Origin of the sequence: Pseudomonas fluorescens (assembly GCF_902497995.1) — a bacterium.
Lineage (GTDB): Bacteria > Pseudomonadota > Gammaproteobacteria > Pseudomonadales > Pseudomonadaceae > Aquipseudomonas > Aquipseudomonas fluorescens_BK.
This window is the reverse complement of the sequence record NZ_CABVII010000020.1, coordinates 53214-76618: the sequence shown is the minus strand read 5'-3', so window position 1 is coordinate 76618 and position 23405 is coordinate 53214. Positions and strand designations below refer to the sequence as shown.

General features: G+C 61.6%; 16 protein-coding genes and 1 pseudogene. 9 read left to right on the top strand and 8 right to left on the bottom strand.

The genetic code is table 11. From position 1 onward, the window contains the following. The first annotated feature begins 117 nt into the window (after positions 1–117). From F8N80_RS22100 to F8N80_RS22080, 5 genes are all read left to right on the top strand, one after another. The gene (locus F8N80_RS22100) at positions 118–834 is read left to right on the top strand and encodes an ABC transporter permease (RefSeq protein ID WP_150745475.1); all 717 of its coding nucleotides are present in this window, start codon (positions 118–120) and stop codon (positions 832–834) included. A gap of 20 nt (positions 835–854) precedes the next feature. Beyond that, on the top strand, positions 855–1748 hold the full coding sequence (locus tag F8N80_RS22095) for a glycine betaine ABC transporter substrate-binding protein (protein WP_150784697.1): 894 nt from the start codon (positions 855–857) through the stop codon (positions 1746–1748). Positions 1749–1760: 12 nt separating this feature from the next. Beyond that, positions 1761–2414 (top strand): ABC transporter permease, encoded by a 654-nt coding sequence (locus F8N80_RS22090; protein WP_150784696.1) that lies wholly within the window; start codon positions 1761–1763, stop codon positions 2412–2414. Continuing rightward, positions 2411–3568 (top strand): osmoprotectant ABC transporter ATP-binding protein OsmV, encoded by a 1158-nt coding sequence (locus tag F8N80_RS22085; RefSeq protein WP_150745473.1) that lies wholly within the window; start codon positions 2411–2413, stop codon positions 3566–3568. Before F8N80_RS22090 ends, F8N80_RS22085 begins: the two co-directional genes overlap by 4 nt. A gap of 469 nt (positions 3569–4037) precedes the next feature. Next, positions 4038–5201: a type III PLP-dependent enzyme gene (locus tag F8N80_RS22080; RefSeq protein WP_150745472.1), complete on the top strand. Its 1164-nt coding sequence runs from the start codon at positions 4038–4040 to the stop codon at positions 5199–5201. 174 nt (positions 5202–5375) lie between these two features. On the opposite strand, the gene F8N80_RS22075 is transcribed toward F8N80_RS22080, so the two are convergent. Beyond that, on the bottom strand, positions 5376–6143 hold the full coding sequence (locus tag F8N80_RS22075; protein ID WP_150745471.1) for a tetratricopeptide repeat protein: 768 nt from the start codon (positions 6141–6143) through the stop codon (positions 5376–5378). Next, positions 6140–6820 carry a Fe2+-dependent dioxygenase gene (locus F8N80_RS22070; protein ID WP_150745470.1) on the bottom strand — a complete coding sequence of 227 codons (681 nt, stop codon included), beginning with the start codon at positions 6818–6820 and terminating at the stop codon, positions 6140–6142. Before F8N80_RS22070 ends, F8N80_RS22075 begins: the two co-directional genes overlap by 4 nt. Before the next feature lie 206 nt (positions 6821–7026). Here F8N80_RS22070 and F8N80_RS22065 point away from each other — a divergent pair, with 206 nt between their 5' ends. Then, a complete protein-coding gene (locus F8N80_RS22065; RefSeq protein ID WP_150784695.1) occupies positions 7027–9348 on the top strand; it encodes a TonB-dependent receptor in 2322 nt (773 codons plus the stop codon). Positions 9349–9606: 258 nt separating this feature from the next. Further along, complete coding sequence (locus F8N80_RS22060) at positions 9607–12135, top strand: PepSY domain-containing protein (RefSeq protein WP_150784694.1); 2529 nt, start codon at positions 9607–9609, stop codon at positions 12133–12135. Between the two features lie 154 nt (positions 12136–12289). Here F8N80_RS22060 and F8N80_RS22055 read toward each other — a convergent pair. From F8N80_RS22055 to ptsP, 4 genes and pseudogenes are all read right to left on the bottom strand, one after another. Continuing rightward, positions 12290–13832 (bottom strand): annotated as a pseudogene (locus F8N80_RS22055) (alkaline phosphatase D family protein). Between the two features lie 185 nt (positions 13833–14017). After that, positions 14018–15757, bottom strand: coding sequence for a PTS fructose-like transporter subunit IIB (locus F8N80_RS22050; protein ID WP_150745466.1), 1740 nt, complete (start codon positions 15755–15757; stop codon positions 14018–14020). 11 nt (positions 15758–15768) lie between these two features. Next, complete coding sequence (gene pfkB / locus F8N80_RS22045) at positions 15769–16710, bottom strand: 1-phosphofructokinase (protein ID WP_150745465.1); 942 nt, start codon at positions 16708–16710, stop codon at positions 15769–15771. Beyond that, positions 16710–19571 carry a phosphoenolpyruvate--protein phosphotransferase gene (ptsP, locus tag F8N80_RS22040; RefSeq protein ID WP_150784693.1) on the bottom strand — a complete coding sequence of 954 codons (2862 nt, stop codon included), beginning with the start codon at positions 19569–19571 and terminating at the stop codon, positions 16710–16712. The genes pfkB and ptsP overlap by 1 nt, the downstream gene beginning before the upstream one ends. A 301-nt stretch (positions 19572–19872) precedes the next feature. On the opposite strand from ptsP, the gene cra reads away from it, so the two are divergent. Both cra and F8N80_RS22030 read left to right on the top strand, forming a co-directional pair. Continuing rightward, positions 19873–20868, top strand: coding sequence for a catabolite repressor/activator (gene cra / locus F8N80_RS22035; RefSeq protein WP_150745463.1), 996 nt, complete (start codon positions 19873–19875; stop codon positions 20866–20868). 3 nt (positions 20869–20871) lie between these two features. Next, positions 20872–21648, top strand: coding sequence for a TatD family hydrolase (locus tag F8N80_RS22030; protein WP_150745462.1), 777 nt, complete (start codon positions 20872–20874; stop codon positions 21646–21648). Positions 21649–21867: 219 nt separating this feature from the next. Here F8N80_RS22030 and ampE read toward each other — a convergent pair whose 3' ends face one another. Both ampE and ampD read right to left on the bottom strand, forming a co-directional pair. Next, a complete protein-coding gene (gene ampE / locus F8N80_RS22025; RefSeq protein ID WP_150745461.1) occupies positions 21868–22704 on the bottom strand; it encodes a regulatory signaling modulator protein AmpE in 837 nt (278 codons plus the stop codon). Next, positions 22701–23261 (bottom strand): 1,6-anhydro-N-acetylmuramyl-L-alanine amidase AmpD, encoded by a 561-nt coding sequence (gene ampD, locus F8N80_RS22020; RefSeq protein WP_150745460.1) that lies wholly within the window; start codon positions 23259–23261, stop codon positions 22701–22703. Before ampD ends, ampE begins: the two co-directional genes overlap by 4 nt. Positions 23262–23405: the final 144 nt, after the last annotated feature.

Below are 23405 nucleotides of genomic sequence, written 5' to 3'. Positions count from 1 at the left end.
AGGGGAAAGCGCGCGGCATGAAGAGCTGCTTCTCGCGAACGTTGATTTTCCCGGTATCCAGGAATGGTATGCCACACGGGACTGCGTTCGCCGACAAAGAAAAAAAGGAGTCCGCCTGTGGCTATCCACTATGGCAAAGGGCTGATAGGAGGCGCGCTGGTAATCGCCCTTCTGGCCCTGCTGATCCACTGGATCGGCATCGATACGATCGAACATTACCGCGACGATTTGTTGTTTTACCTGCAAGCTCATTTGATTCTTGTCCTCGTTTCCATGCTGGCCGCCCTCGTCGTGGGCATACCCGCCGGCATCTTCCTCAGCCGCCCGACCATGGTTGGACGCGCCGAGCGCTTCATGCAGATCTTCAACATCGGCAATACCGTGCCGCCTCTCGCCGTACTGGCCATCGCCCTGGGTTTCCTCGGCATCGGCAGCGGCCCCGCGATCTTCGCCCTGTTCCTCGCCTCGCTGTTGCCGATCGTGCGCAATACCTATGAAGGCCTGAAAAACGTCCAGGGTTCGCTCAAGGAAGCGGCCGTCGGCATCGGCATGACACCGACTCAGGTGTTGTGGCGGGTCGAACTGCCGAACGCCGTGCCGATCATCATCGGTGGCGTGCGCGTGGCCCTGGCGATCAACGTCGGTACCGCACCGCTGGCGTTCCTGATCGGCGCCAACAGCCTGGGCAGCCTGATTTTCCCCGGCATCGCCCTGAACAATCAGCCGCAACTGCTGCTCGGCGCGGCCTGCACCGCCCTGCTGGCCTTGCTGCTCGACGGCCTGGTGACACTCGCCAGCCGCCTCTGGCTCGAACGCGGGCTGCGCCCGTCTTAAGCCTCGGCAAAGGAATTGATATGAAAAAGGTATGCTTATTTTTAGGCTGCGCCCTGCTGTTCGCAGGATTTGCCCAAGCCGCTGAAAAACCGGTGATCCGCATCGGCGCCCGGGTGTTCACCGAACAGACCCTGCTGGCGGAAATCACCTCCCAGTACCTGCGCACCAAGGGTTACGACACCCAGGTGACCGGCGGCCTGGGCAGTACCCTCGCCCGCAGCGCTCAGGAAAGTGGGCAACTGGACCTGATGTGGGAATACACCGGCGTGTCGCTGGTGGCTTACAACCATGTCACCGACAAACTCGACAGCGCTCAGTCCTACGCCCGTGTGAAAGAACTCGACGCGAAAAAAGGCCTGATCTGGCTTACCCCATCGAAATTCAGCAATACCTACGCCTTGGCATTGCCTGAAAAAACCGCGAAGGCTTACCCGCAGATCAACACCATCAGCGAGCTGAACACGGTGATGCAGGCTGAGGCCAAGACTAATCACCTTGTTGCCCTGGACACCGAGTTCGCCAATCGTTCCGACGGCATGGACGGCATGGTCGACCTCTACGGCATGAACCTGACCCGCAAAAATACCCGCCAGATGGATGCCGGGCTGGTCTACACCGCCCTGCGCAATGGTCAGGTATTTGCCGGCCTGGTCTACACCACCGACGGTCGCTTGAACGCCTTCAAGCTCAAGTTGCTGGAAGACGACAAGCATTACTTCCCGGACTACACCGCTGCGCCGGTGGTGCGTCAGGAGTACCTGGATGCCCATCCGAAACTGGCGGAAGAAATCAAACCGCTGGCCGAGCTGTTCGATGACGCCACCATGCGTGCGCTGAATGCACGGGTCGATGTCGGCCACGAAAGCCCTTCATCCGTTGCCGCAGATTTCCTGCGCCAGCACCCTATCAACTGAGGAGGAAAAGACATGGAATTTTTGAACGCCTTTTCCCATCTCGACTGGCCGCAGGTTGTGCAACTGACCTGGCAGCACATCACCCTGGTCGGCATCGCCGTGACCCTGGCGATTCTGGTCGGCGTGCCGCTCGGCATCCTGATGACCCGCTTTCCGACGCTCGCCGGTCCCTTGCAAGCCAGCGCCACTGTGCTGCTGACCGTGCCGTCGATTGCCCTTTTCGGCCTGCTGCTGCCGTTCTACTCGAAATTCGGCCAGGGCCTGGGCCCGATGCCGGCGATCACCGCCGTGTTTCTGTACTCGCTGCTGCCGATCATGCGTAACACCTACCTCGCCCTGACTGGCGTCGAGCCCGGCATTCGCGAAGCCGCCCGCGGCATCGGCATGACCTTTGGCCAGCGCCTGCGCATGGTCGAACTGCCGATTGCCGTGCCGGTGATCCTCGCCGGTGTGCGCACCGCCGTGGTCATGAACATTGGCGTCATGACCATCGCCGCGACCATCGGTGCCGGTGGCCTTGGTGTACTTATTCTCGCTTCCATCAGCCGCAGCGATATGTCGATGCTGATCGTCGGCGCCGTGCTGGTCAGTCTCCTGGCCATCTTCGCCGACCTGCTTCTGCAATGGCTGCAACGCACGCTGACTCCAAAAGGACTCCTCAAATGATCGAACTTCAAAACCTCAGCAAGACCTTCCAAAGCAACGGCAAAGATGTGAAAGCCGTGGACTCGGTAAGCCTGACCGTCAATGAAGGCGAGATCTGTGTGTTCCTCGGGCCATCGGGCTGCGGCAAAAGCACCACGCTGAAGATGATCAACCGCCTGATCAAGCCGACGTCGGGCAAGATCCTGATCAACGGCGAAGACACCACCGACCTCGACGCCGTGACCCTGCGTCGCAACATCGGTTATGTGATCCAGCAGATCGGCTTGTTCCCGAACATGACCATCGAGGAAAACATCACCATCGTTCCGCGCCTGCTGGGCTGGGACAAGCAGAAATGCCACGACCGCGCCCGGGAGTTGATGAGCATGATCAAGCTCGAGCCCAAGCAGTACCTGACTCGCTACCCGCGTGAGTTGTCCGGTGGCCAGCAACAGCGGATCGGCGTGATTCGCGCGCTGGCGGCCGATGCGCCGCTGCTGTTGATGGATGAACCGTTCGGCGCGGTCGACCCGATCAACCGCGAAATGATCCAGAACGAGTTCTTCGAGATGCAGCGGGCGCTGAACAAGACGGTGATCATGGTCAGCCATGACATCGACGAAGCGATCAAGCTGGGCGACAAGATTGCGATCTTCCGCGCCGGCAAGCTGCTGCAGATCGACCATCCGGACACCTTGCTCGCGCACCCGGCAGACGACTTTGTCAGCAACTTCGTCGGCCAGGACAGCACGCTCAAGCGCTTGTTGTTGGTGAAAGCTGAAGATGCAGCGGACAACGCGCCGTCGGTGAGCCCGGAAACGCCGGTGGCCGAAGCGCTGGAGCTGATGGATGAGCATGACCGTCGCTATTTGGTAGTGACGTGCTCCGAGAACAAGGCGCTCGGTTATGTGCGACGTCGCGACTTGCACCGTCAGGCCGGCACCTGCACGCAATACTTGCGTGAGTTCAACGCCACGGCGGCGTACGACGAGCATTTGCGCATCCTGCTGTCGCGCATGTACGAGTTCAATCGTTCGTGGTTGCCGGTGATGGATGCCGAACGGGTGTTCCTGGGTGAGGTGACTCAGGAATCGATTGCCGAGTATTTGAGCTCTGGCAAGTCCCGTGGGGGCAAGACCAGCATTGTTTCGCCTGCGGAAGCCGCATTGGCCTGACCGACGCCTTCGCGGGCAAGCCCGCTCCCACATTGGATCTGTGATTTGCATGCAATAGGTGCATGAACAAAAATCCCCTGTGGGAGCGGGCTTGCCCGCGAATGGGGGCACCACAATGCCCGCTGAATCCCCGAAAATCTCCCTCCTACGGGAACATCACACTGTCACGCAGGTCAGCTACATCAGTAGTTGTCCGGGGCCGCACGACGGAAGCGTGTAAAAACGCGACATTTTTTGTTGATCTCAAGCCCCTCACGCCCTAAAGTTCGCGCCGAACGTCCATGCTGGAAACGATCCATCCGGCTCAAGTACTGACGACGAGACAGCAAGGCCAAGGGAAAGCACCGCCTCCCGTGGCCTTTTTGCTTTCGGCGACATGCCTTGGGAAGTAGGCGAACCAAAGTGGGGATACGGAGGACGTTCATTTGCACCCATTGTTAATTTCAGTTTGCCCTTAGGAGTCTCCAGCATGTCGATCAACGTCGAAGATTATTTCGAGCGCGCCACCTTTGACAAAATGAAGGCGTTCGCCGACAAGCAAGAAACCCCGTTCGTGGTGATCGACACCGCGATGATCAGCCAGGCCTACGATGACCTGCGCGCCGGTTTCGAATTCGCCAAAGTCTATTACGCGGTAAAAGCCAACCCGGCTGTCGAGATCATTGACCTGTTGAAAGACAAGGGGTCGAGCTTCGACATCGCTTCGATCTATGAGCTGGACAAGGTGATGGACCGCGGCGTCAGCGCCGACCGTATCAGCTACGGCAACACCATCAAGAAATCCAAAGACATCCGTTATTTCTACGAGAAAGGCGTGCGCCTGTTCTCCACCGACTCCGAAGCCGACCTGCGCAACATCGCCAAGGCCGCTCCGGGTTCGAAAGTCTATGTGCGCATCCTGACCGAAGGCTCGACCACCGCCGACTGGCCTCTGTCGCGCAAATTCGGCTGCCAGACCGACATGGCCATGGACCTGCTGATCCTCGCCCGCGACCTGGGTCTGGTGCCTTACGGCATCTCGTTCCACGTCGGCTCGCAACAGCGCGACATCAGCGTCTGGGACGCAGCGATCGCCAAGGTCAAAGTGATCTTCGAGCGCCTGAAGGAAGAAGACGGCATCGTGCTCAAGCTGATCAACATGGGCGGTGGCTTCCCGGCCAACTACATCACCCGTACCAACAGCCTGGAAACCTACGCCGAAGAAATCATCCGCTTCCTCAAGGAAGACTTCGGTGACGAACTGCCGGAAATCATCCTGGAGCCAGGCCGTTCGCTGATCGCCAACGCCGGCATCCTGGTCAGTGAAGTGGTGCTGGTTGCACGTAAGTCCCGTACCGCCGTCGAGCGCTGGGTGTACACGGATGTGGGCAAGTTCTCCGGCCTGATCGAAACCATGGACGAAGCCATCAAGTTCCCGATCTGGACCGAGAAGAAAGGCGAAATGGAAGAAGTGGTCATCGCCGGCCCGACTTGCGACAGCGCCGACATCATGTACGAAAACTACAAGTATGGCCTGCCGCTGAACCTGGCGATCGGTGATCGTATGTACTGGTTGTCGACCGGTGCCTACACCACCAGCTACAGCGCCGTTGAATTCAATGGCTTCCCGCCGCTGAAATCGTTCTACGTGTAAGCGCTGCACGCTCCCTGTAGGAGCCAGGCTTGCCGACGAAGGCGTCCGTGAAATCGCCTTCGCCGGCAAGCCTGGCTCCTACAGCGACGGCGTCCGTGAAATCGCCTTCGCCGGCAAGCCTGGCTCCTACAGCGAAGGCGTCCGTGAAATCGCCTTCGCCGGCAAGCCTGGCTCCTACAGGGGCCGGTGTTCTTGCTCGAGTTCGGCGTGGCGCCGGGCATAGTCGCTGGCCAGGGCGCGAATGTGCGGATCGCTCGCTGCTTGCAACGCCTTGCTCGCCACCCGCAAAAAATTCAGATTGCCGCCAGCCAGCGCCTTGCGCAACCAGACCAGCGCCTCCTCGATACTCCCTTCATCCGTCAGCACAGCGGCATAACTGAACTGCCCGCGAAAGTCCCCGCCGATCGCCGAGCGTCGATACCAGTCGCGGGCGGCCGGCAGATCCGGTGCGCACGCCTGCCCTTCTTCCAGGTAACGCCCCAGCAGGTTCATCGACTTCGCGTGGCCGAGTTCTGCGGCGCGGTGATAGAGACTCAGCGCTTGCGGCTGATCCTCAATCACACCACGCCCGGTCGCCAGCAGGTTGGCGTAGTTGTACATCGCCCAATCCAGTCCCGCGTCTGCCGCGATTCGGTAATGCCGTGCGGCAATCGAAGCATCCACGGCACAACCCCAGCCATGCTCATGGCACCGGCCGAGCATGTTGCGCGCCATCAGGTGCCCGCCGTTGGCGGCAATCCCGAACCAGCGCACCGCCAGTGGTTGATCCCGCTCAATGCCCTGCCCGTCCAGCAGGATCTGCCCGAGCAAGGCCTGGGCGTCGAGCACGCCTTCACGGGCAGCGAGCAGAATCGCCTGAGCTGCGCGAGCGGGGCTTTCATTGAGCATGGCTTTGAGGTGATCGCCGTCGAGCACTTCTTCGCGGCGCAGTTGAAAACTCATACCTCGACCCAGCGGCGCAGCAGGTTGTGGTAAGTGCCGGTCAGGCGGATCAGCGAAGGGTGGTCGGGCATATCTTGCGTCAACTGCTGGATCGCCCCGTCCATTTCAAACAGCAAGGCGCGCTGGCTGTCTTCGCGGACCAGGCTTTGGGTCCAGAAGAACGAGGCAAAGCGCGTGCCGCGGGTGACGGCGTTGACCTTGTGCAGGCTGGTGCCGGGGTACAGCACCATATCGCCGGCGGGCAGCTTCACCCGTTGGGTGCCGAAGGTGTCCTGGATTTCCAGCTCGCCACCGTCATAGTCGTCGGGCTCGCTGAAAAACAGGGTCGCCGACAGATCGGTGCGAACCCGCTCGATGCTGTTCTTTGGCTGGCGCACGGCGTTGTCGATATGAAAATCGAAACTGCCACCCGCCGTGTAGCAGTTCAGCAACGGCGGGAAGACCTTGTGCGGTAGCGCGGCAGACATGAACAGCGGATTTTTCCACAACCGTTCAAGCATCGCCGCGCCCACCTCCTTGGCCAGTGGGTGACCTTCAGGTAGCTGCAGATTGTGCTTGGCTTTTGCTGACTGATAACCGGCCGTGATCTTGCCATCCGCCCAATCGGCCTGTTCCAGAGCCTCGCGGATGCGCCGCACTTCTTCTTTAGCGAACAAGCCGGGAATGTGCAGCAGCATGGGAAAACACCTGAAGGCAAAAGGATGGCAATGGTATTGATTCTTATTGCCTGTGTAAAACCCTGGCGACGAATGAAACATCAAAAACCGTAAGGGTAAATTGTAAAGAATGTAAATTCAGTGCGAATAGTAATGTTTCGCAATTGATATGAATAACTGTTTACCCTATATTCCGCGACCTCAAATCCTTGGGGAGGGGAATGCTCATGTCACGTCAACAATCACAATTACCGGTCAGTTCACCGCGTTTGCTCGCATCTGCAATTGGCGTGGCGATCACTGCCGGCTCCGCTGGCCATATGGTTTTCGCCGCTGAGAAGACCGACGAAAAAGCGCCGAGCAATGCGATTTCCCTGGACGCGACTGCGATTACCAGCGAAGCCCAGGACGCGACAACCTACAACGTTGAAAAAGCCTCCTCGCCCAAGTACACCGCGCCGCTGGTCGACACGCCGCGCTCGATCACCGTCATTCCGCAACAAGTCCTCAAGGACACCGGCGCCCTCAACATGCAGGACGCGCTGCGCACCGTTCCAGGCATCACCTTCGGTGCCGGTGAAGGGGGCAACCCACAGGGTGACCGTCCATTCATTCGTGGTTTCGATGCTCAGGGCGATACGTACCTGGACGGCGTGCGCGACACCGGCTCGCAAAGCCGCGAGATCTTCGCCGTCGAGTCGATTGAAGTCAGCAAAGGCCCGAACTCGGCCATTGGCGGCCGTGGCGCTGCCGGTGGCAGCATCAACCTGGTCAGCAAGAAAGCACACCTGGGCGAATCGCTCGACGGTGGTTTCACCTGGGGCTCGGACCAGACCCAGCGCTACACCTTCGACGGCAACTACCAGTTCACTGACACCGCCGCTGGACGTCTGAACCTGATGAGCCACGAAAGCAACGTCGCCGGCCGGGACAAGGTCGATTACGACCGTTGGGGCATCGCGCCATCGCTGGCCTTCGGTCTGGGCACCGACACTCGGGTGAACCTCGATTACTACCACCTGGAAAGTAACGACACGCCGGATTCGGGCATTCCGTACACCATTCCTGCCGGCCTTGCGGCCGCCCGCACCAAGTCCAATCCGGACAAGCCTTACGCCGGTGGCGATGACAGCAACTTCTACGGTCTGGACCGCGATTTCCGCAAGGGCCGCACCGACACCGCGACCTTCGCCATCGAGCACGACCTGAACGATGCGCTGACGGTCAAGAACACCCTGCGCCACGGCAGCAGCATGCAGGATTACATCCTGACCCAGCCGGACGACTCCAAGGGCAACGTCAACAATGGCAGCGTCTGGCGTCGGGCCAACACCCGTGTCAGCAACACCACTACCACCACCAACCAGACCGATCTGTTTGGTGATGTGTACATCGCCGGCTTCAAGAACAGCTTCGCCACCGGTATCGAGCTGAGCCGCGAGGAAGGCAAAAAGTCCTCGTATACCGTCAACACCGACACCACGCCGGGTACCGCCGCCGCGACCACCAACTGCACCCCGGCCCTGATCGGCGCGCCGAGTAACTACAACTGCACCTCGCTGTCCAACCCGAACCCGAACGACCCATGGGACGGCTCCATCTCGCGCAACTACGCCGGCACCGACACCAAGGCCAAGACCTATGCGCTGTACGTGTTCGACACCCTGGAGCTGTCCGATCAGTGGCTGGTGAACATGGGCCTGCGTTACGACCATTTCGATACCGACTACAAGACCTACAACGCCACCGGCACCACCACGTCCAAGGGCGATGACGTCAGCGAATTCGTCACAGGCCAATTCGGCGTGGTCTACAAGCCGGCTGAAAACGGCAGCATCTATGCCTCGTATGCCACGTCCGCCACGCCACCGGGCAACACCCTGGGTGAAGGCCAGGAAGGCAACCCGCTGGGCGGCACTCCGGATCGCAACGGCAACCTGCTCAAAAGCGACATGGAGCCGGAAACCACCAGGAACTACGAAATCGGCACCAAGTGGGATCTGCTGAACGATCGTCTGTCCCTGACCGCTGATATCTTCCGCACAGAGAAAGACAACGCCCGGGTACAAGTCGACACCACGTCCTTTGAAAACGCCGGTAAAACCCGCGTTCAAGGTATCGAACTGTCGGCCACCGGCAAGATCACCGACAAATGGCAAGTCTTCGCCGGTTACGCTTACATGGACAGCGAACAAATCGATGGCGGTGACCTGCCGGCAAACAAAGCCAACAACGGCAACGAATTGCCTAACACGCCGAAAAACAGCGCCAGCCTCTGGACGACCTACCAGGTCACGCCGAAGCTGACCATCGGTGGTGGTGCGTTCTACGTCGACGACGTATTCGGCAGCGTGGCCAACACCACCATGGTCGATGACTATGTTCGCTACGACGCCATGGTGGCCTACAAGCTGACCAAAAACGTCGACCTGCAGCTGAACGTGCAGAACCTGACCGACGAAACCTACTACGACAAAGCGTTCTCGACCCACTTCGCCAACCAGGCGGCAGGCCGTACCGCATTGCTGAGCACCAACTTCCACTTCTGATTGCAAGCCGCACCGCATTCCATGTGGGAGCGGGCTTGCTCGCGAAGGGGCCGTCACATTCAATATCGTCGTTGACTGTCACACCGCTTTCGCGAGCAAGCCCGCTCCCACATGGAATGCGGATGCAGGGCGAAATCAGGACCAGGCCCCGTTCATCCAGATGAACGGGGCTTTTGTGCGTAAAAAAGCAGGCTTCTCGACCACCCACGGCATAATGCGCGCCGTGATGATTATTTTCGAACGAACAAGGCGAGCGACGTGTTGAAGAAAACCCTGTTCCAGTTGCACTGGTTTTTCGGCATCAGCGCCGGGCTGGTCCTGGCCCTGATGGGCATCACCGGGGCGACGGTATCGTTTCAGGATGAAATCCTGAGCGTGCTCAACCCGACCGTGCTGCAGGTCGAGAAGCAGGTCGCCGGCGTCCTGCCACCCGCCGAGCTGGTGGAAAAAATCGAAGGTGCCTCGGGCAAGAAAGTCGCGATGATCTGGGTCGAGACCGACAGCGGCAATGCCGCGCGGGTGTCCTTTACCCCGCCGCCGGGCGAACGCCGTGGCGAGATGCGCTACTTCAACCCGTACACCGCCGATTTCATGGGCAATGTCGTCGGCCAGGACTTCTTCGGCTTCATGCTGCAACTGCACCGTTTCCTCGCCATGGGCGATACCGGTCGGCAGATCACGGGGGCCTGTACGCTGACCCTGGTGTTTTTCTGCCTGTCCGGGCTCTACCTGCGGTGGCCGCGCCAGTGGAACAGCTGGCGGGCCTGGCTGACCCTGGACTGGAAGAAAAAAGGCCGCAGCTTCAATTGGGACCTGCACTCGGTCGCGGGCACCTGGTGCCTGGTGTTTTACCTCCTGGCGGCGCTGACCGGGTTGTCCTGGTCCTATGAGTGGTACAACAAGGGCCTGACCCGACTACTTTCCGATTCGCCGCAGAATGAGCGCGTTCGCGGCGGCCGTGGTCCTGCACCCAGCGGCCCGGCGCCTGCCGCCGACTATGCCGCGATGTGGAGCAGCATCTACAGCGCCGCTGGCCCGGCCTTGAGTGCCTACAACATTCGTATGCCGCCAGTGGCCGGGCAACCGGCAACCGTGTTCTATCTGTTGAACAGCTCACCCCATGACCGGGCACTGAACCAGATCAGCCTCGATCCGGCCACCGGCATCGTCAAACGCCATGACCGTTACAGCGACAAGAGCCTCAAGGCGCAGTTGCTGACCAGCATCTATGCGCTGCACGTCGGCAGCTACTTCGGTATCGTCGGGCGGATCATCCTGACGCTCAGTTCGCTGACCATGCCGCTGTTTTTTGTCACGGGCTGGTTGCTGTACCTCGATCGTCGACGCAAGAAAAAGCAGATCAAGGATGCCCGCAAAGGCCTCGCGCAGTCGGGCAGTAATGCGCCAGCCTGGTTGATCGGTTTCGCCAGCCAGAGCGGATTTGCCGAGCAATTGGCGTGGCAGACCGCCGGGCAATTGCAGGCCGCCGGCCTGCCGGTGAAGGTTCAGCCACTGGCGGATGTCAGCGAGCAGGATCTGCGCGATTCCAGCAACGCGCTGTTCGTGGTCAGCACCTTCGGCGACGGTGAAGCGCCGGACAGCGCCCGGGGCTTCGAACGCAAGGTGCTGGACCAGGCGCTGAGCCTCGAGCGCCTGAACTATGCGGTGCTCGGCCTCGGTGATCGGCAGTACCAACACTTCTGCGGTTTCGCCCGACGCTTGCACACCTGGTTGGGTGAACACGGCGGCAAGACCCTGTTCGCCCCGGTGGAAGTCGACAGCGGCGACCCTTACGCCTTGCGTCACTGGCAGCAGCAACTCGGCCTGGTGACCGGACAGGCGCCCGTGGACACCTGGCAAGCGCCCGGCTATGACCACTGGACCCTGGTTCGCCGGGATTTGCTCAACCCTGACAGCAGCGGCTCGGGTGTGTACTTGCTGGGCCTCGCAGCCCCTACCACCAGCAGCTGGCTGGCCGGTGATCTGGTGGAAGTACTGCCGCGCAATTGCCCGTGGGCGATCGAGCATTTCCTCGATGGCCTGGGGATTGACGGTCGAGCCACGGTAACGCTCGATGACCTGTCGCAACCTCTGGAGCAGGCCCTCGCCAGTCGACAGCTGCCCGGGAACCGGGCTCATCTTGTCGGTCTGCACGCGCAAGCGCTGGTGGCAGCCCTGGTGCCGTTGCCCATGCGCGAATACTCCATCGCCTCGATTGCCGCCGATGGCGTGCTGGAACTGATCGTGCGCCAGGAACTGCATCCTGACGGCAGCCTCGGCATCGGCTCCGGCTGGCTGACGGAACACGCGCCGGTGGGCAGCACCATCAGCCTGCGGGTACGGCGCAACAGCGGTTTCCACTTGCCGACCGAGCCGGTGCCGATGATCTTGCTGGGCAACGGTACCGGACTGGCCGGCCTGCGCAGCTTGCTCAAGGCGCGGATTGCCGACGGACAGCAGCGCCATTGGCTGCTGTTCGGCGAGCGCAATCGCGAGCACGACTACCTGTGCCGCGATGAGCTTGAAGAATGGCTGGTTTCGGGTGATCTGGAGCGGTTGGACCTGGCGTTCTCGCGGGATCAGGCCGAGAAGATTTATGTGCAGGATCGACTGCGCGAGTCGGCGGCGGAACTGAAGAAATGGCTGGCGGATGGCGCCGTCATTTACATCTGCGGCAGCTTGCAGGGGATGGCTTCAGGGGTGGATCAGGTGCTTAACGAAGTGCTCGGAATCGAAGCGGTCGACCGCCTGATCGAGCAAGGCCGCTACCGCCGCGACGTCTACTGACCCACCACAATCCCCTGTGGGGCAATCCCCTGTGGGAGCGGGCTTGCTCGCGAATGCGGTTTAACATTCAACAGAGATGTTGTCTGACCTACCGCTTTCGCGAGCAAGCCCGCTCCCACAGGGATCCGGGGTCGCCTGCCAATGATGGTTGCATTCAGACTGGCTCCAGCTTCTGCTCAAATACACCCACCCCATCCAGATCCCGCAACACCACCTTCATCTCCCCCGTCTGCCCATCGATATTCACCTCGCCAAAAAAACTGAAAACCGGCAAAGGGTGAAGCGTTCTGCGTCGGCGGCGCCTTCTCGAACACCACTTCAGGGCCAAAGGTTTTATCCAGCGGCTCCGGGCCGAAGCTCCCCGCATTCAACGGCCCGGCGACAAACTCCCAGAATGGCTCGAAGTCCTGAAACGCCGCGCGATCCGGGTGATAGTGATGGGCCGCGCAGTAATGCACATCCGCCGTCAGCCAGACGAAATTGCGCACCTGCTGCGCTCGCAGGAAACCCAGCAGCTCGGCAATTTCCAGTTCGCGCCCCTGGGCCGGTCCCGGATCGCCGTTGGCCACGGCTTCCCAGCGTGCCACGCCTGGGCTGACTTCACCGTCAGATACTCCAAGGCCGATCGGCATGTCGGCGGCAATGACTTTCCACTGGGCACTGGAAGCTTTCAACTCACGCTTGAGCCAATCCAGTTGTTCACGTCCAAGGAAGGGGTTGGCGGCGCCAAGGTTGTCGTCGTTCGCCCCCCGATAACTGCGCATGTCGAGTACGAAGACATCGAGCAACGGACCGTAACCGAGCTTGCGATAAATCCGCCCACCGCCATCAGCGCCCTGCCATCGCATCGGCGCATAGTCGAGCCAGGCCTGGCGCCCGTGACTCACCAGGCTGTGGATATCCTTGTTCGTGTAACGCCCATCCAGCTGCTTGCCCGGCGACCAGTTGTTCACCACTTCGTGGTCGTCCCATTGCCAGATCTGCGGCACCTCGGCGTTGAAGCGACGGACGTTTTCGTCCATCAGGTTGTAGCGGTAATTGCCGCGATAGTCGCCTAAGGTCTCGGCGACTTTGCTCTTGGCTTCGCTGGTGAGATTGCGCCACACGCGGCCACTCTCAGTAATAAGCTGCGCCGGCACCGGGCCGTCGGCATAGATGGTGTCGCCACTGTGGATAAAGAAGTCCGGCAGACGCAAACGCATGGCTTCATAGATGCGCATCCCGCCGATGTCCGGGTTGATGCCGAACCCCTGGCCGACCGTGTCGCCACTCCAGACGAAGCGGATGTCGCGGCGGGCCTGAGGCACGCTACGCAGGTGACCGAACCAGGGTTCGCTGGCGACACCGCTCTGGGCGTCTTCAAAATACACCCGATAGAAAATCGCCTGGTCGGCGGGCAGGCCGCTGAGTTCGACCCGGGCGGTGAAATCGGTGCGGGCATCGGCCAATGGCGAGACGAAGCGACGGGGGTTGCTGAACAGGCTGCGGGTGTCCCACTCCACCACCATCCGCGCCGGACGGTCGCTGCGGCTCCAGACCATCGCCCGGTCGCCCAGCAGGTCGCCGGACTGCACGCCATCGGTGAGTTGTGGACGGTCCTTGACCGAGGCGATCACCGCCGGCGCCAGGCCGGGAAGGAGCAGTCCGGCGCCGACGGCTTGCATGACACGACGGCGACCGAGGTCGAATTCGCTCATGGGGGTTCTCCCTGGAAAAGGAAAACTAAAGCATGGCCGTGTGACCCGGGCATGACACAAAAACCTGCCAACACCACAGATCCCCTTGTGGGAGCGGGCTTGCTCGCGAAGGCGTCGTGTCAGTCAACATCCACTTCACTGACAGGCCGCCTTCGCGAGCAAGCCCGCTCCCACAAGGGTGGGTGTCAGGCGTTGACGGGTTGTATGGCCATCTCCACCACTTCCGGCCGCTTGAGCAGCGCATACGCCACCGCCGTCAGCAGACTCCCGGCCACGATCGCCAGCAGATACAACAAGGCATGATTGATCGCATTTGGAATCGCCAGCACGAACAACCCACCATGGGGCGCCATCAGTTTGCAGCCGAAATACATCGACAACGCACCGGTCAGCGCACCACCGGCAATGCTCGCCGGGATCACCCGCAGCGGGTCCTTGGCGGCAAAGGGAATCGCGCCTTCTGAGATGAAGCACAACCCCAGCACCAACGCCGCTTTACCGGCCTCGCGTTCAGTCTGGGCAAACTTGCGCCGGGCGATGAACGTGGCGATACCGAGACCGATCGGTGGCACCATGCCGGCGGCCATGGTCGCGGCCATCGGTGCATAACTCTGCGACGCCAGCAGCCCCACCGAGAAGGCGTAAGCGGCCTTGTTGATCGGTCCGCCGAGGTCGACGCACATCATGCCGCCGAGCAACACACCGAGCAGGATCGCGTTGGTGGTGCCCATGCTGTCCAGGAAGTGGGTGAGCCCGGTGAGCATCCCGGCCACCGGTTTGCCCACCACGTAGATCATCACCAGACCGGTGAACAGACTCGCCAGCAACGGGATGATCAGGATCGGCTTCAGCGCTTCGAGACTTTGCGGCAATCGTGCATAGCGATTGATCGCCTGCGCGGCATAACCGGCGATGAAGCCGGCAATGATCCCGCCGATGAAACCGGCACCCAGGGTGCTGGCCAGCAGACCGCCGATCATCCCCGGCGCCAGGCCGGGACGGTCGGCAATCGAGTAGGCGATATAACCCGCCAGCAACGGCACCATCAGCTTGAACGCGGTCTCGCCACCGATCTGCATCAGGGCGGCCGCGAGCGTGCCCTCCTCCTTGAACGCGGTGATGCCGAACACGAACGACAAGGCGATCATCAGGCCGCCCGCCACCACCATCGGCAGCATGAACGACACCCCGGTCAGCAGGTGTTTATAGACGCCGGTCTTCTCTTGCTTGGCCGGACCTTTGCCGCCGCTGGCAGCCGTTTCCTGCTTGCCTTCGGCCAGCGCCTTGTTCAGCGTCGCTTCGGCTTGCTTGAGGGCAATGCCGGTGCCGCAACGGTAAATCTTCTTGCCGGCGAACCGCTCGGTGGCGACCTCGATGTCCGCCGCCAGCAACACCACATCGGCATCGGCAATGGCATCAGCGCTCAACGGATTGCGCGCGCCGACCGAACCCTGGGTTTCCACTTGCAGGTCGTAACCCAGGCGCTTGGCTGCCTGCTGCAAGGCTTCGGCCGCCATGAAGGTGTGCGCGACGCCGGTCGGGCAAGCGGTCACTGCGACCAATCGCGGGGCGTTTTTAACGACAGCCGCAGGCTCGGCAACCGCTTGCGGGGCGACGTAAACCCGGGCTTCTTCAGCGCCGCGGCGCAGCACGGCTTCGACATCCTGCAGGGCCTGGGCCGGCGTGCTCTGGAACACCCGCTTGCCGACGAATCGCGACATGTCCACCGGCGCGCTGGTCACCAGCAGGACCCACTCGGCGGCTTCGATCGTGGCCGCCGACAACTGACGTTCCGGATGCGCTGCATCGATGACTTCGACGCTGGTGCTCCAGCCCTGACGCTGGGCCGCGGCATCGAGCAGCCGGGCGCACAGCACACTGGTGACCATGCCGTTCGGGCAGGCCGTAACAATGGCTAACTTCATGTCAAACCCTCTTATTGTTCTGTCAGGGGGCGTATGCGCACACCCTGTTCGAGCCGCGCCAACTGCGCGACGTCGCCGATGCCGAAACCGATCTGGGTGACCGCCATCGCGGCAATCGCCGTGGCGGTGCGCAGGGTCTGTTCAGGGGTGTCGGCGCTGAGTAAACCGTGGAGCATGCCGGCCAGCAACGAATCACCTGCACCCACGGTGCTGGCGACACTGACCTGGGGCGGCGTGGCGTGCATCGCCGAGCCGACACTGAACCAGTTCACCCCGTCGGCACCGTGGGAGATCACTACGTGCTCGATGCCTTGAGCATGCAAGCGGCTCGCGGCTTCGGCCTGGGCAGTGACCGAAACCACTTCGCAGCCCAGCACGTCGGCCAGCTCTTCGGTGTTGGGTTTGATCAACCACGGTCCGGCCTTGAGCGCGGCCCGCAAGGCTTCACCGCTGGTGTCCAGCGCCACGTTCAGCCCGAGGTTGTTCAACCGCACAATCAACGCCTGCAGCCACTCGGGGCTGATGCCTTGGGGCAGACTGCCGGCAACGACGACCGCATCATGCCCGGGAGCCAGTTGATCCAGTCGATCGAGCAATGCCTGTTGCGCCGCTTCACTGACCAGGGGGCCGGGACCATTGATGTCGGTGATACGCCCGTCGCTTTCCGCCAGCTTGATGTTGCTGCGGGTTTCGCCGGGGACGCGAATGAAGGCGTCGACAAAACCGCGCTTGGCGAACAAGGTTTCAAACGCCTGGGGATTGTCTTCGCCGAGGAAACCGCTGACCGTGAGCTGATGCCCGAGATCCGCCAGCACCTGCGCCACGTTCACGCCCTTGCCGGCGGCATGGGTGTGCATCTCGTCGCTACGATTCACCTCGCCGGGTTCCAGGCGCGGCAACTGGACGGTGAGGTCCAGCGCCGGATTGAGGGTCAGGGTCAAGATCTTGGCCATTACAGGGCCTCCACTAATGCGCGCACTTCATTCGCGCTGCCCACGGCCAGGGCCTGTTGGGCGAGGGTTTGGGTCTGGGTCAGGCTGAGTTCGCGGATGCGCGCCTTGACCTCGGCAATGCTGCGGCCCGATACGCTGAGCTCATCCACACCCAGTCCGACCAGCACCGGCACCGCCAGTGGATCGGCCGCCAGCTCGCCGCACACGCCGACCCACTTGCCATGGGCATGGGCCGCCCGCACGGTGATGTCGATCAGTTGCAGCACCGCCGGGTGCAAGCCGTCAGCCTGGGCCGACAAGGTTGGATGACCACGGTCGATGGCCAGGGTGTATTGGGTCAGGTCGTTGGTGCCGACGCTGAAGAAGTCGACTTCCTTGGCCAGCACCGGCGCCAGCAAGGCCGCCGACGGCACTTCGATCATGATCCCCAATTGCAGATCGGCCACCGGGATTTCCAGGCGCAGCCGTTCGGTCATGTCCCGCGCCTGACGCCACTCATCGACGCTACCGACCATCGGGAACATGATGCGCAGCGGACGGTTGTCGGCCGCACGGAGCAAGGCGCGCAATTGCGCTTCCATGATATGCGGGCGTTGCAGGGTCAGGCGAATGCCGCGCACGCCCAGGAACGGGTTTTCCTCTTTGGCGATCGGCCAATACGGCAACGGTTTGTCGCCACCGACATCAAGGGTGCGCACCACCAGCGGCCGACCGGCCAAGCCATCGAGCACACGACGGTATTCGACTTCCTGGGTCGCTTCATCCGGCGCTTGGGAATGGGCCATGAAAATCAGTTCGGTGCGCAGCAGGCCAATGCCTTCGGCGCCCTGCTCCACCGCGCTGATGACGCCGGCGCTTTCGCCGATGTTGGCGAATACTTCCACGGCGTGGCCGTCGGTGGTCAATGCCGGTTGATGGCGTCGTTCGGCGGCCGCCTTCAGGCGTTGCTCGCGGGTGTCACGTTCTTCAATGGCGCGCTGCAAGGTTGAGGCGTCGGCGTCCACATGCAGGCGACCGCGTTGCCCATCGAGCAGCAACGGCGTGCCCGGCGCGATAAGCAACACCGCCGCACCCGCGCCAACCAATGCTGGAATACCCAATGCCCGGGCAACGATTGCGCTGTGAGCGGTGGCACCACCACGGGCGGTGAGGATGCCGGCTACGCGAGTCGGGTCGAGACGGGCGACGTCCGACGGACCGACTTCATCCATCACCAGAATGTACGGTTGCTCGGGTTCGCTCGGTGTTTCGACACCACAGAGTTGCGCCAGCACCCGACGACCGATATCGCGCAAGTCGGCGGCACGTTCGGCGAGCAAGGCGTCCTGCAGCGATTCCTGCTGTTTGGCAGCCGCTTCAATCACCGCCATCCACGCCGCTTCGGCGCTTTCGCCTTGCTTGAGACGGGTGTCGACTTCATCGGTCAATTCCGGGTCGTCGAGCATTTCCTGGTGGGTGATGAAGATCTCGCGGATCGCCTTGGATTTGCTGCGTTCGATCAGGCCTTCGATGTCGCCACGCACATCAGTCAGCGCCTGCTGGAGACGCTCGCGCTCGATGGCGGCGGATTCTCCGCGCAGTGGGTAATCAATGGTTTGCAGCACTTGAATATGCGCCGGACCGATGGCGATACCCGGTGCCGCGGCGATGGCCTGAACCAGGCTGCCGGACGCTGGCGCGAGCACCACTTCGGCGATCTCGGTGAGCACTTCGCGCTGTTGGCTTACGGCCGGCAGCGGCTCGACCTCTTCACCGAGGCCTTCTTCGATAGCCGCCAGCAACGCCGGCAAGGCATCGGCGGCAACGCTTGGCTCGGCAATGAATTCCAGGACCTGACCGCGCCGGGCGCCGAGGCTGAGCAGCTTGCTCAAGCTCTTCACCGACACCGCGCTGTCCTGGCCATCGACGATGCGCACGCGAATTTCGCCTTCGAAGCTTTTCGCCAGTTGCGCGAGGATTTTCGCCGGGCGCGCATGCAATCCATGGGCGTTCGCCAGGGCGATGCGCGCGCTCGGCCAGTCCGCCGGAACTTCGCCACCCAACACTTCGAGCACTTTGCGGCTACTGGTGGCGCGGCCCAGTTCATGGCCACGACCTTCGATCAACAATGCACAAAGCCGCTCCAGCAACGCTTGATGGGCTTCACCAAGGCTGGCCAGGCAGAACAGACCACTCAACGGCTGGCCGAGATAGCGCATCGGTTTGTCCGGGGTGACGAAGGCCAGGCCCGGACGCTTGACCGTTTGCTCACTGTGCAACCACCACAAGCCATCGCCCAGCGGCAACGCGTCGACCTGTTGCAGCACCGCGGAGAAACCGTTGCTCACGCAGTCGGCCTGACGCAATAAACGCGCACCGCGCCAGACCAGCTCTTCGAAATCATCGGCAGACACTCCGAGCCCGATCATCTGCGCATCCAGCGCCAGCTCTTGCGGCGCGCCTTGCAGCAGCTTCAACAAGGCTTCGGCGGAACTGGCGCGGCGCAGTGCCTGGCCCAGGTCGGTCTCGCCGAGGGCACGGGTCAGCAGTTGCAACAGGCGCAGGTGTTCGTCGGATTTGGCAGCAATGCCGATCGCCAGGTAGACGATCTGTCCGTCGCCCCAGTCCACGCCCTCGGGAAATTGCATCAGCCGCACCCCGGTGGAAAACACCTGATCGCGGGTTTCCGGAGTACCGTGGGGGATGGCAATACCTTGACCGAGAAAAGTCGAGCCCTGGGCTTCACGCGCCTGCAAACCGGCGAGATAACCCTCGTCCACCAGGCCATCGGCGACCAGGTGCCGGGCCAGCAAATGCAACGCTGCGCACTTATCCACAGCCGACTGGCCCATGGAAATCTGCTCTATGGTGAGCTCGAGCATGCTTTCTCCTTTTTGGCGTCTGTTGGCGCCAGGTATTGTTTTGAATGATTCCAGTTTAGGCGCTTGATAGCCCCTTTTCAGGAGCAGCTCGGCAGTTTCGCGGCAGAATCGGCCAAGGGCGCCTCAAACGTAGAAAATACGCTTGCTGAAACGATTAATCTAGAATGTTTGGCACGTTACTCGATAATGTCTCATCCTTGAAGTCCAATTGTCGGATGCGTCGAGGCGATGGTCGTCTGCCGAATCGGGTAGGATTGGCGAAAATGTCGAGGCAAGCTCGAAAAAACAAGGAAATACCGGGTTGAAACTCAGTGATATTGCACAGTTGGCCGGTGTGTCCGTCACCACCGCCAGTTATGTCATCAATGGCAAGGCCGAACAGCAACGCATCAGCAGTGCCACCGTCGAACGCGTGCGCGCGGTCGTCGAACAACATGGCTTCACCCCCAACCCCCAGGCCGCCGGATTACGCAGTCGGCACACTCGCACCCTGGGCTTCATTCTGCCGGACCTGGAAAACCCCAGTTACGCACGGATCGCCAAACTGCTGGAACAAGGCGCCCGGGCGCGCGGCTATCAGTTGTTGATCGCCAGCTCCGACGATGCGCCGGACAGCGAACGGCAGTTGCTGCAACTGTTCCGCGCCAGACGCTGCGATGCACTGATCGTCGCCAGCTGCCTGCCGGCCGGCGATGACAGTTACCGTCAGTTGCAAGCCAAAGGCATTCCGATCATCGCCATCGACCGGGTGATGGAACCTGAGCATTTCTGCTCGGTGATCAGCGACGACCGCGAGGCCAGCCTGCAACTCACGCGCAGTCTGCTTGAACCGTTGCCCAAGCAGATCGCGCTGATCGGTGCCCGTCCGGAACTGAGCATCAGCCAGGAGCGGGCGGCCGGTTTCAAACAGGCGTTGGCCGGGTTCGAAGGCGAAATCCTGATCGAACACGGCGAATCGTTCAGCCGCGAGTGCGGCAAACAATTGATGGAGGAATTGCTCCAGCGCCTGGGCCATTTGCCGGATGCGCTGGTCACCACGTCCTATGTGCTGCTTCAGGGCGTGTTCGATGCCTTGCATGACTTCCCGCTGAAATCCCGCCCGCTGCGCCTCGGCACCTTTGGCGACACGCAGTTGCTGGACTTCCTGCCCTTGCCGGTCAATGCCATGGCCCAACAGCATCAACTGATTGCCGACAAGGCCCTGGCGCTGGCGCTGGCCGCCATCGAGCAGTCTGATTATCAACCCGGCGTGCAGGCCATCGCCCGGACGTTCAAGCAGCGTATTCGTCAGGACTGAATCGTGGAGCTGATCGACAGCCACACTCACCTGGATTTTCCGGACTTCGACGAGGACCGTCAGGCGCTGCTGGCCGAGAGCCGCGCCCTCGGTGTGCGGCGGATGGTGGTGTTGGGGGTTTATCAGGACAATTGGCAGCGGGTCTGGGATCTGGTGCAAAGCGATCCCGACCTGCATGCGGCGTTCGGCTTGCACCCGGTGTATCTGGATGATCACCGCCCCGAAGACCTGGCGGAACTCGGCGACTGGCTGACTCGGCTGGCCGGTCATCGGCAGTTGTGCGCGGTGGGTGAGATCGGCCTGGATTACTTCATCGAGACCCTCGACCGTGAGCGTCAGCAGGTGCTGTTCGAGGCACAGCTTGGGCTGGGCAAGGACTTCAATCTGCCAGCGCTGATCCATGTCCGGCGCAGCCACGCAGCGGTGATTGCCACGCTCAAACGGTTCAAGTTGAAACGCGCGGGGATCATCCACGCCTTCGCTGGCAGCAAGGAAGAAGCCCGCGAGTACATCAAGCTCGGTTTCAAACTCGGTCTCGGCGGCGCCGCGACCTGGCCACAGGCATTGCGTATGCACCGTGTCCTCGCCGAACTGCCGCTGGACTCGGTGGTATTGGAAACCGACTCACCGGACATGGCGCCCGCCATGTTCCCCGGTCAACGCAACAGCCCGGCGCATTTGCCGGCGATTTGCGAGGCGCTGGCCGGGATCATGGCGATCAGCCCTGAACAGTTGGCGGCCGCCAGCACTGCCAATGCCTGCGAGTTGTTCAACTGGTAACTCGCTGATTCACACAACACCTGTGGGAGCGGGCTTGCTCGCGAAGACGGACTCACATCCAACATCTACTTTGAATGACAGACCGCTTTCGCGAGCAAGCCCGCTCCCACATTGTCCGCGGTGTGTCATTGAACGCGGAACGGACTGATCAGCTGCTTCAACTCCACCACCTGGGCCGACAACGCACGGCTGGCATTCTCGGTCCGGTGCGCACCAGAGCTACGGCAGGACGGTCCACAACGCAAACCCCGCATACCAGAGCACCGCCGCGCGCAGCAGCAGTTCCCAGATCCGGTCAAGGCTGTTGATGCCATCCGGTCCGACCACCGGCGCCGGAATTTCACCCGCCACCAGTCCGACCTTCTCGATCAACCGGGCGGCGCTGATGTTCCAGTTCAACAGCTCGTGCAACATCACCCGGCTGACCGCGACAAAGTTGCCGACCATTGCAAAACTCGCCGCCAGCAACCGCACCGGCACCCAATCGAACGCGTGACGCAGTTGTGCCGCGCGCTCGACCACCGCCGGGTTCTGCCCGTGCTCTTCGGCCAGCGCCAGCAGTCGATAGCTCAAGGCGGCGACCGGCCCCAGCAGGAAATACCAGAAAATCACCGCAAAGAAGCTCTGGTAGGCCTCCCACAAAAGATGCCCTTGTACTCGTTCCAGCAATTGGTAGGCGCTGTCGGCGCAGATATTCAGATCGCGCTCCGCCACATGGGCGGCGGCCTGCAGGTCTTCCCGACGCCAGGCATCGCGAAACGGGCCGAGGCCGGCCAGCAGGTCGCCGCGACCCAGGCTGTAGATCACCACCAGCAAATGCACCGGCAATGCCAGCAGACCATAGGCCACCGGCTCCAGCACCAGCAACAGCAAGCCCAGCAGCGCCACCGGCAGCAGTACCAGCACCACCAATATCAGCCATGGCCGATTGACCAGACGCCCGCTGACCTCAAGCTTGTTCAGCTCGCGCACCCAACCGCCATCACGTTGGACCCGATGGCGCAGGGCCGAGAATTTCTCGATCCAGACCGCCAACAGCAACACCAGAAAACTCATTGTTGTTCCTCTTTATCCAGAGCGGCACGATAGCGTGCCCAGTCGAACGCCGGCCCCGGATCGGTTTTGCGACCGGGGGCGATGTCGCTATGCCCGCAGATGCGCTGTGCGGTGATGGCCGTGAAGGTGCTTTGCAGCTGCCGGGTCAGGGCCGTCAACGCGTCATATTGCGCGTCGGTGAATGGCAGATCATCCGTGCCTTCGAGCTCGATGCCCACGGAAAAATCGTTACAGGTTTCCCGACCTTCAAAACACGAGACGCCGGCGTGCCAGGCGCGCTCAAGACAAGAGACAAACTGAGTGACAGCGCCGTCACGTTCGATCAAGAAGTGCGCAGACACCCGCAGGTCGGCGATCCCTGCAAAGTAGGGATGCTCCGTGACATCCAGACGATTCTGGAAAAATTCCTGCACCTTGCCGGTGGCGAACTGTGCAGGCGGCAGGCTGATGTTGTGGATCACCAGCAGGGAAATTTCGCCTGGGGGGCGCGCATTGAAGTTGGGCGAGGGGCATAAACGCACGCCCTGGCACCAACCGCTCGCGGGGTCCAACTGCATACAGATTCCTTCAACGACGACTGTGTTGGCGCCCAGTATGCCGCGATAGACCCTCGGGGCGCGATCACTTGCGAGTGTTGATTGATCCGGCGAATCGACCGAATGCAGGTTTCGAGTGATCGGAAGACGCCGATGCCTTGGGTT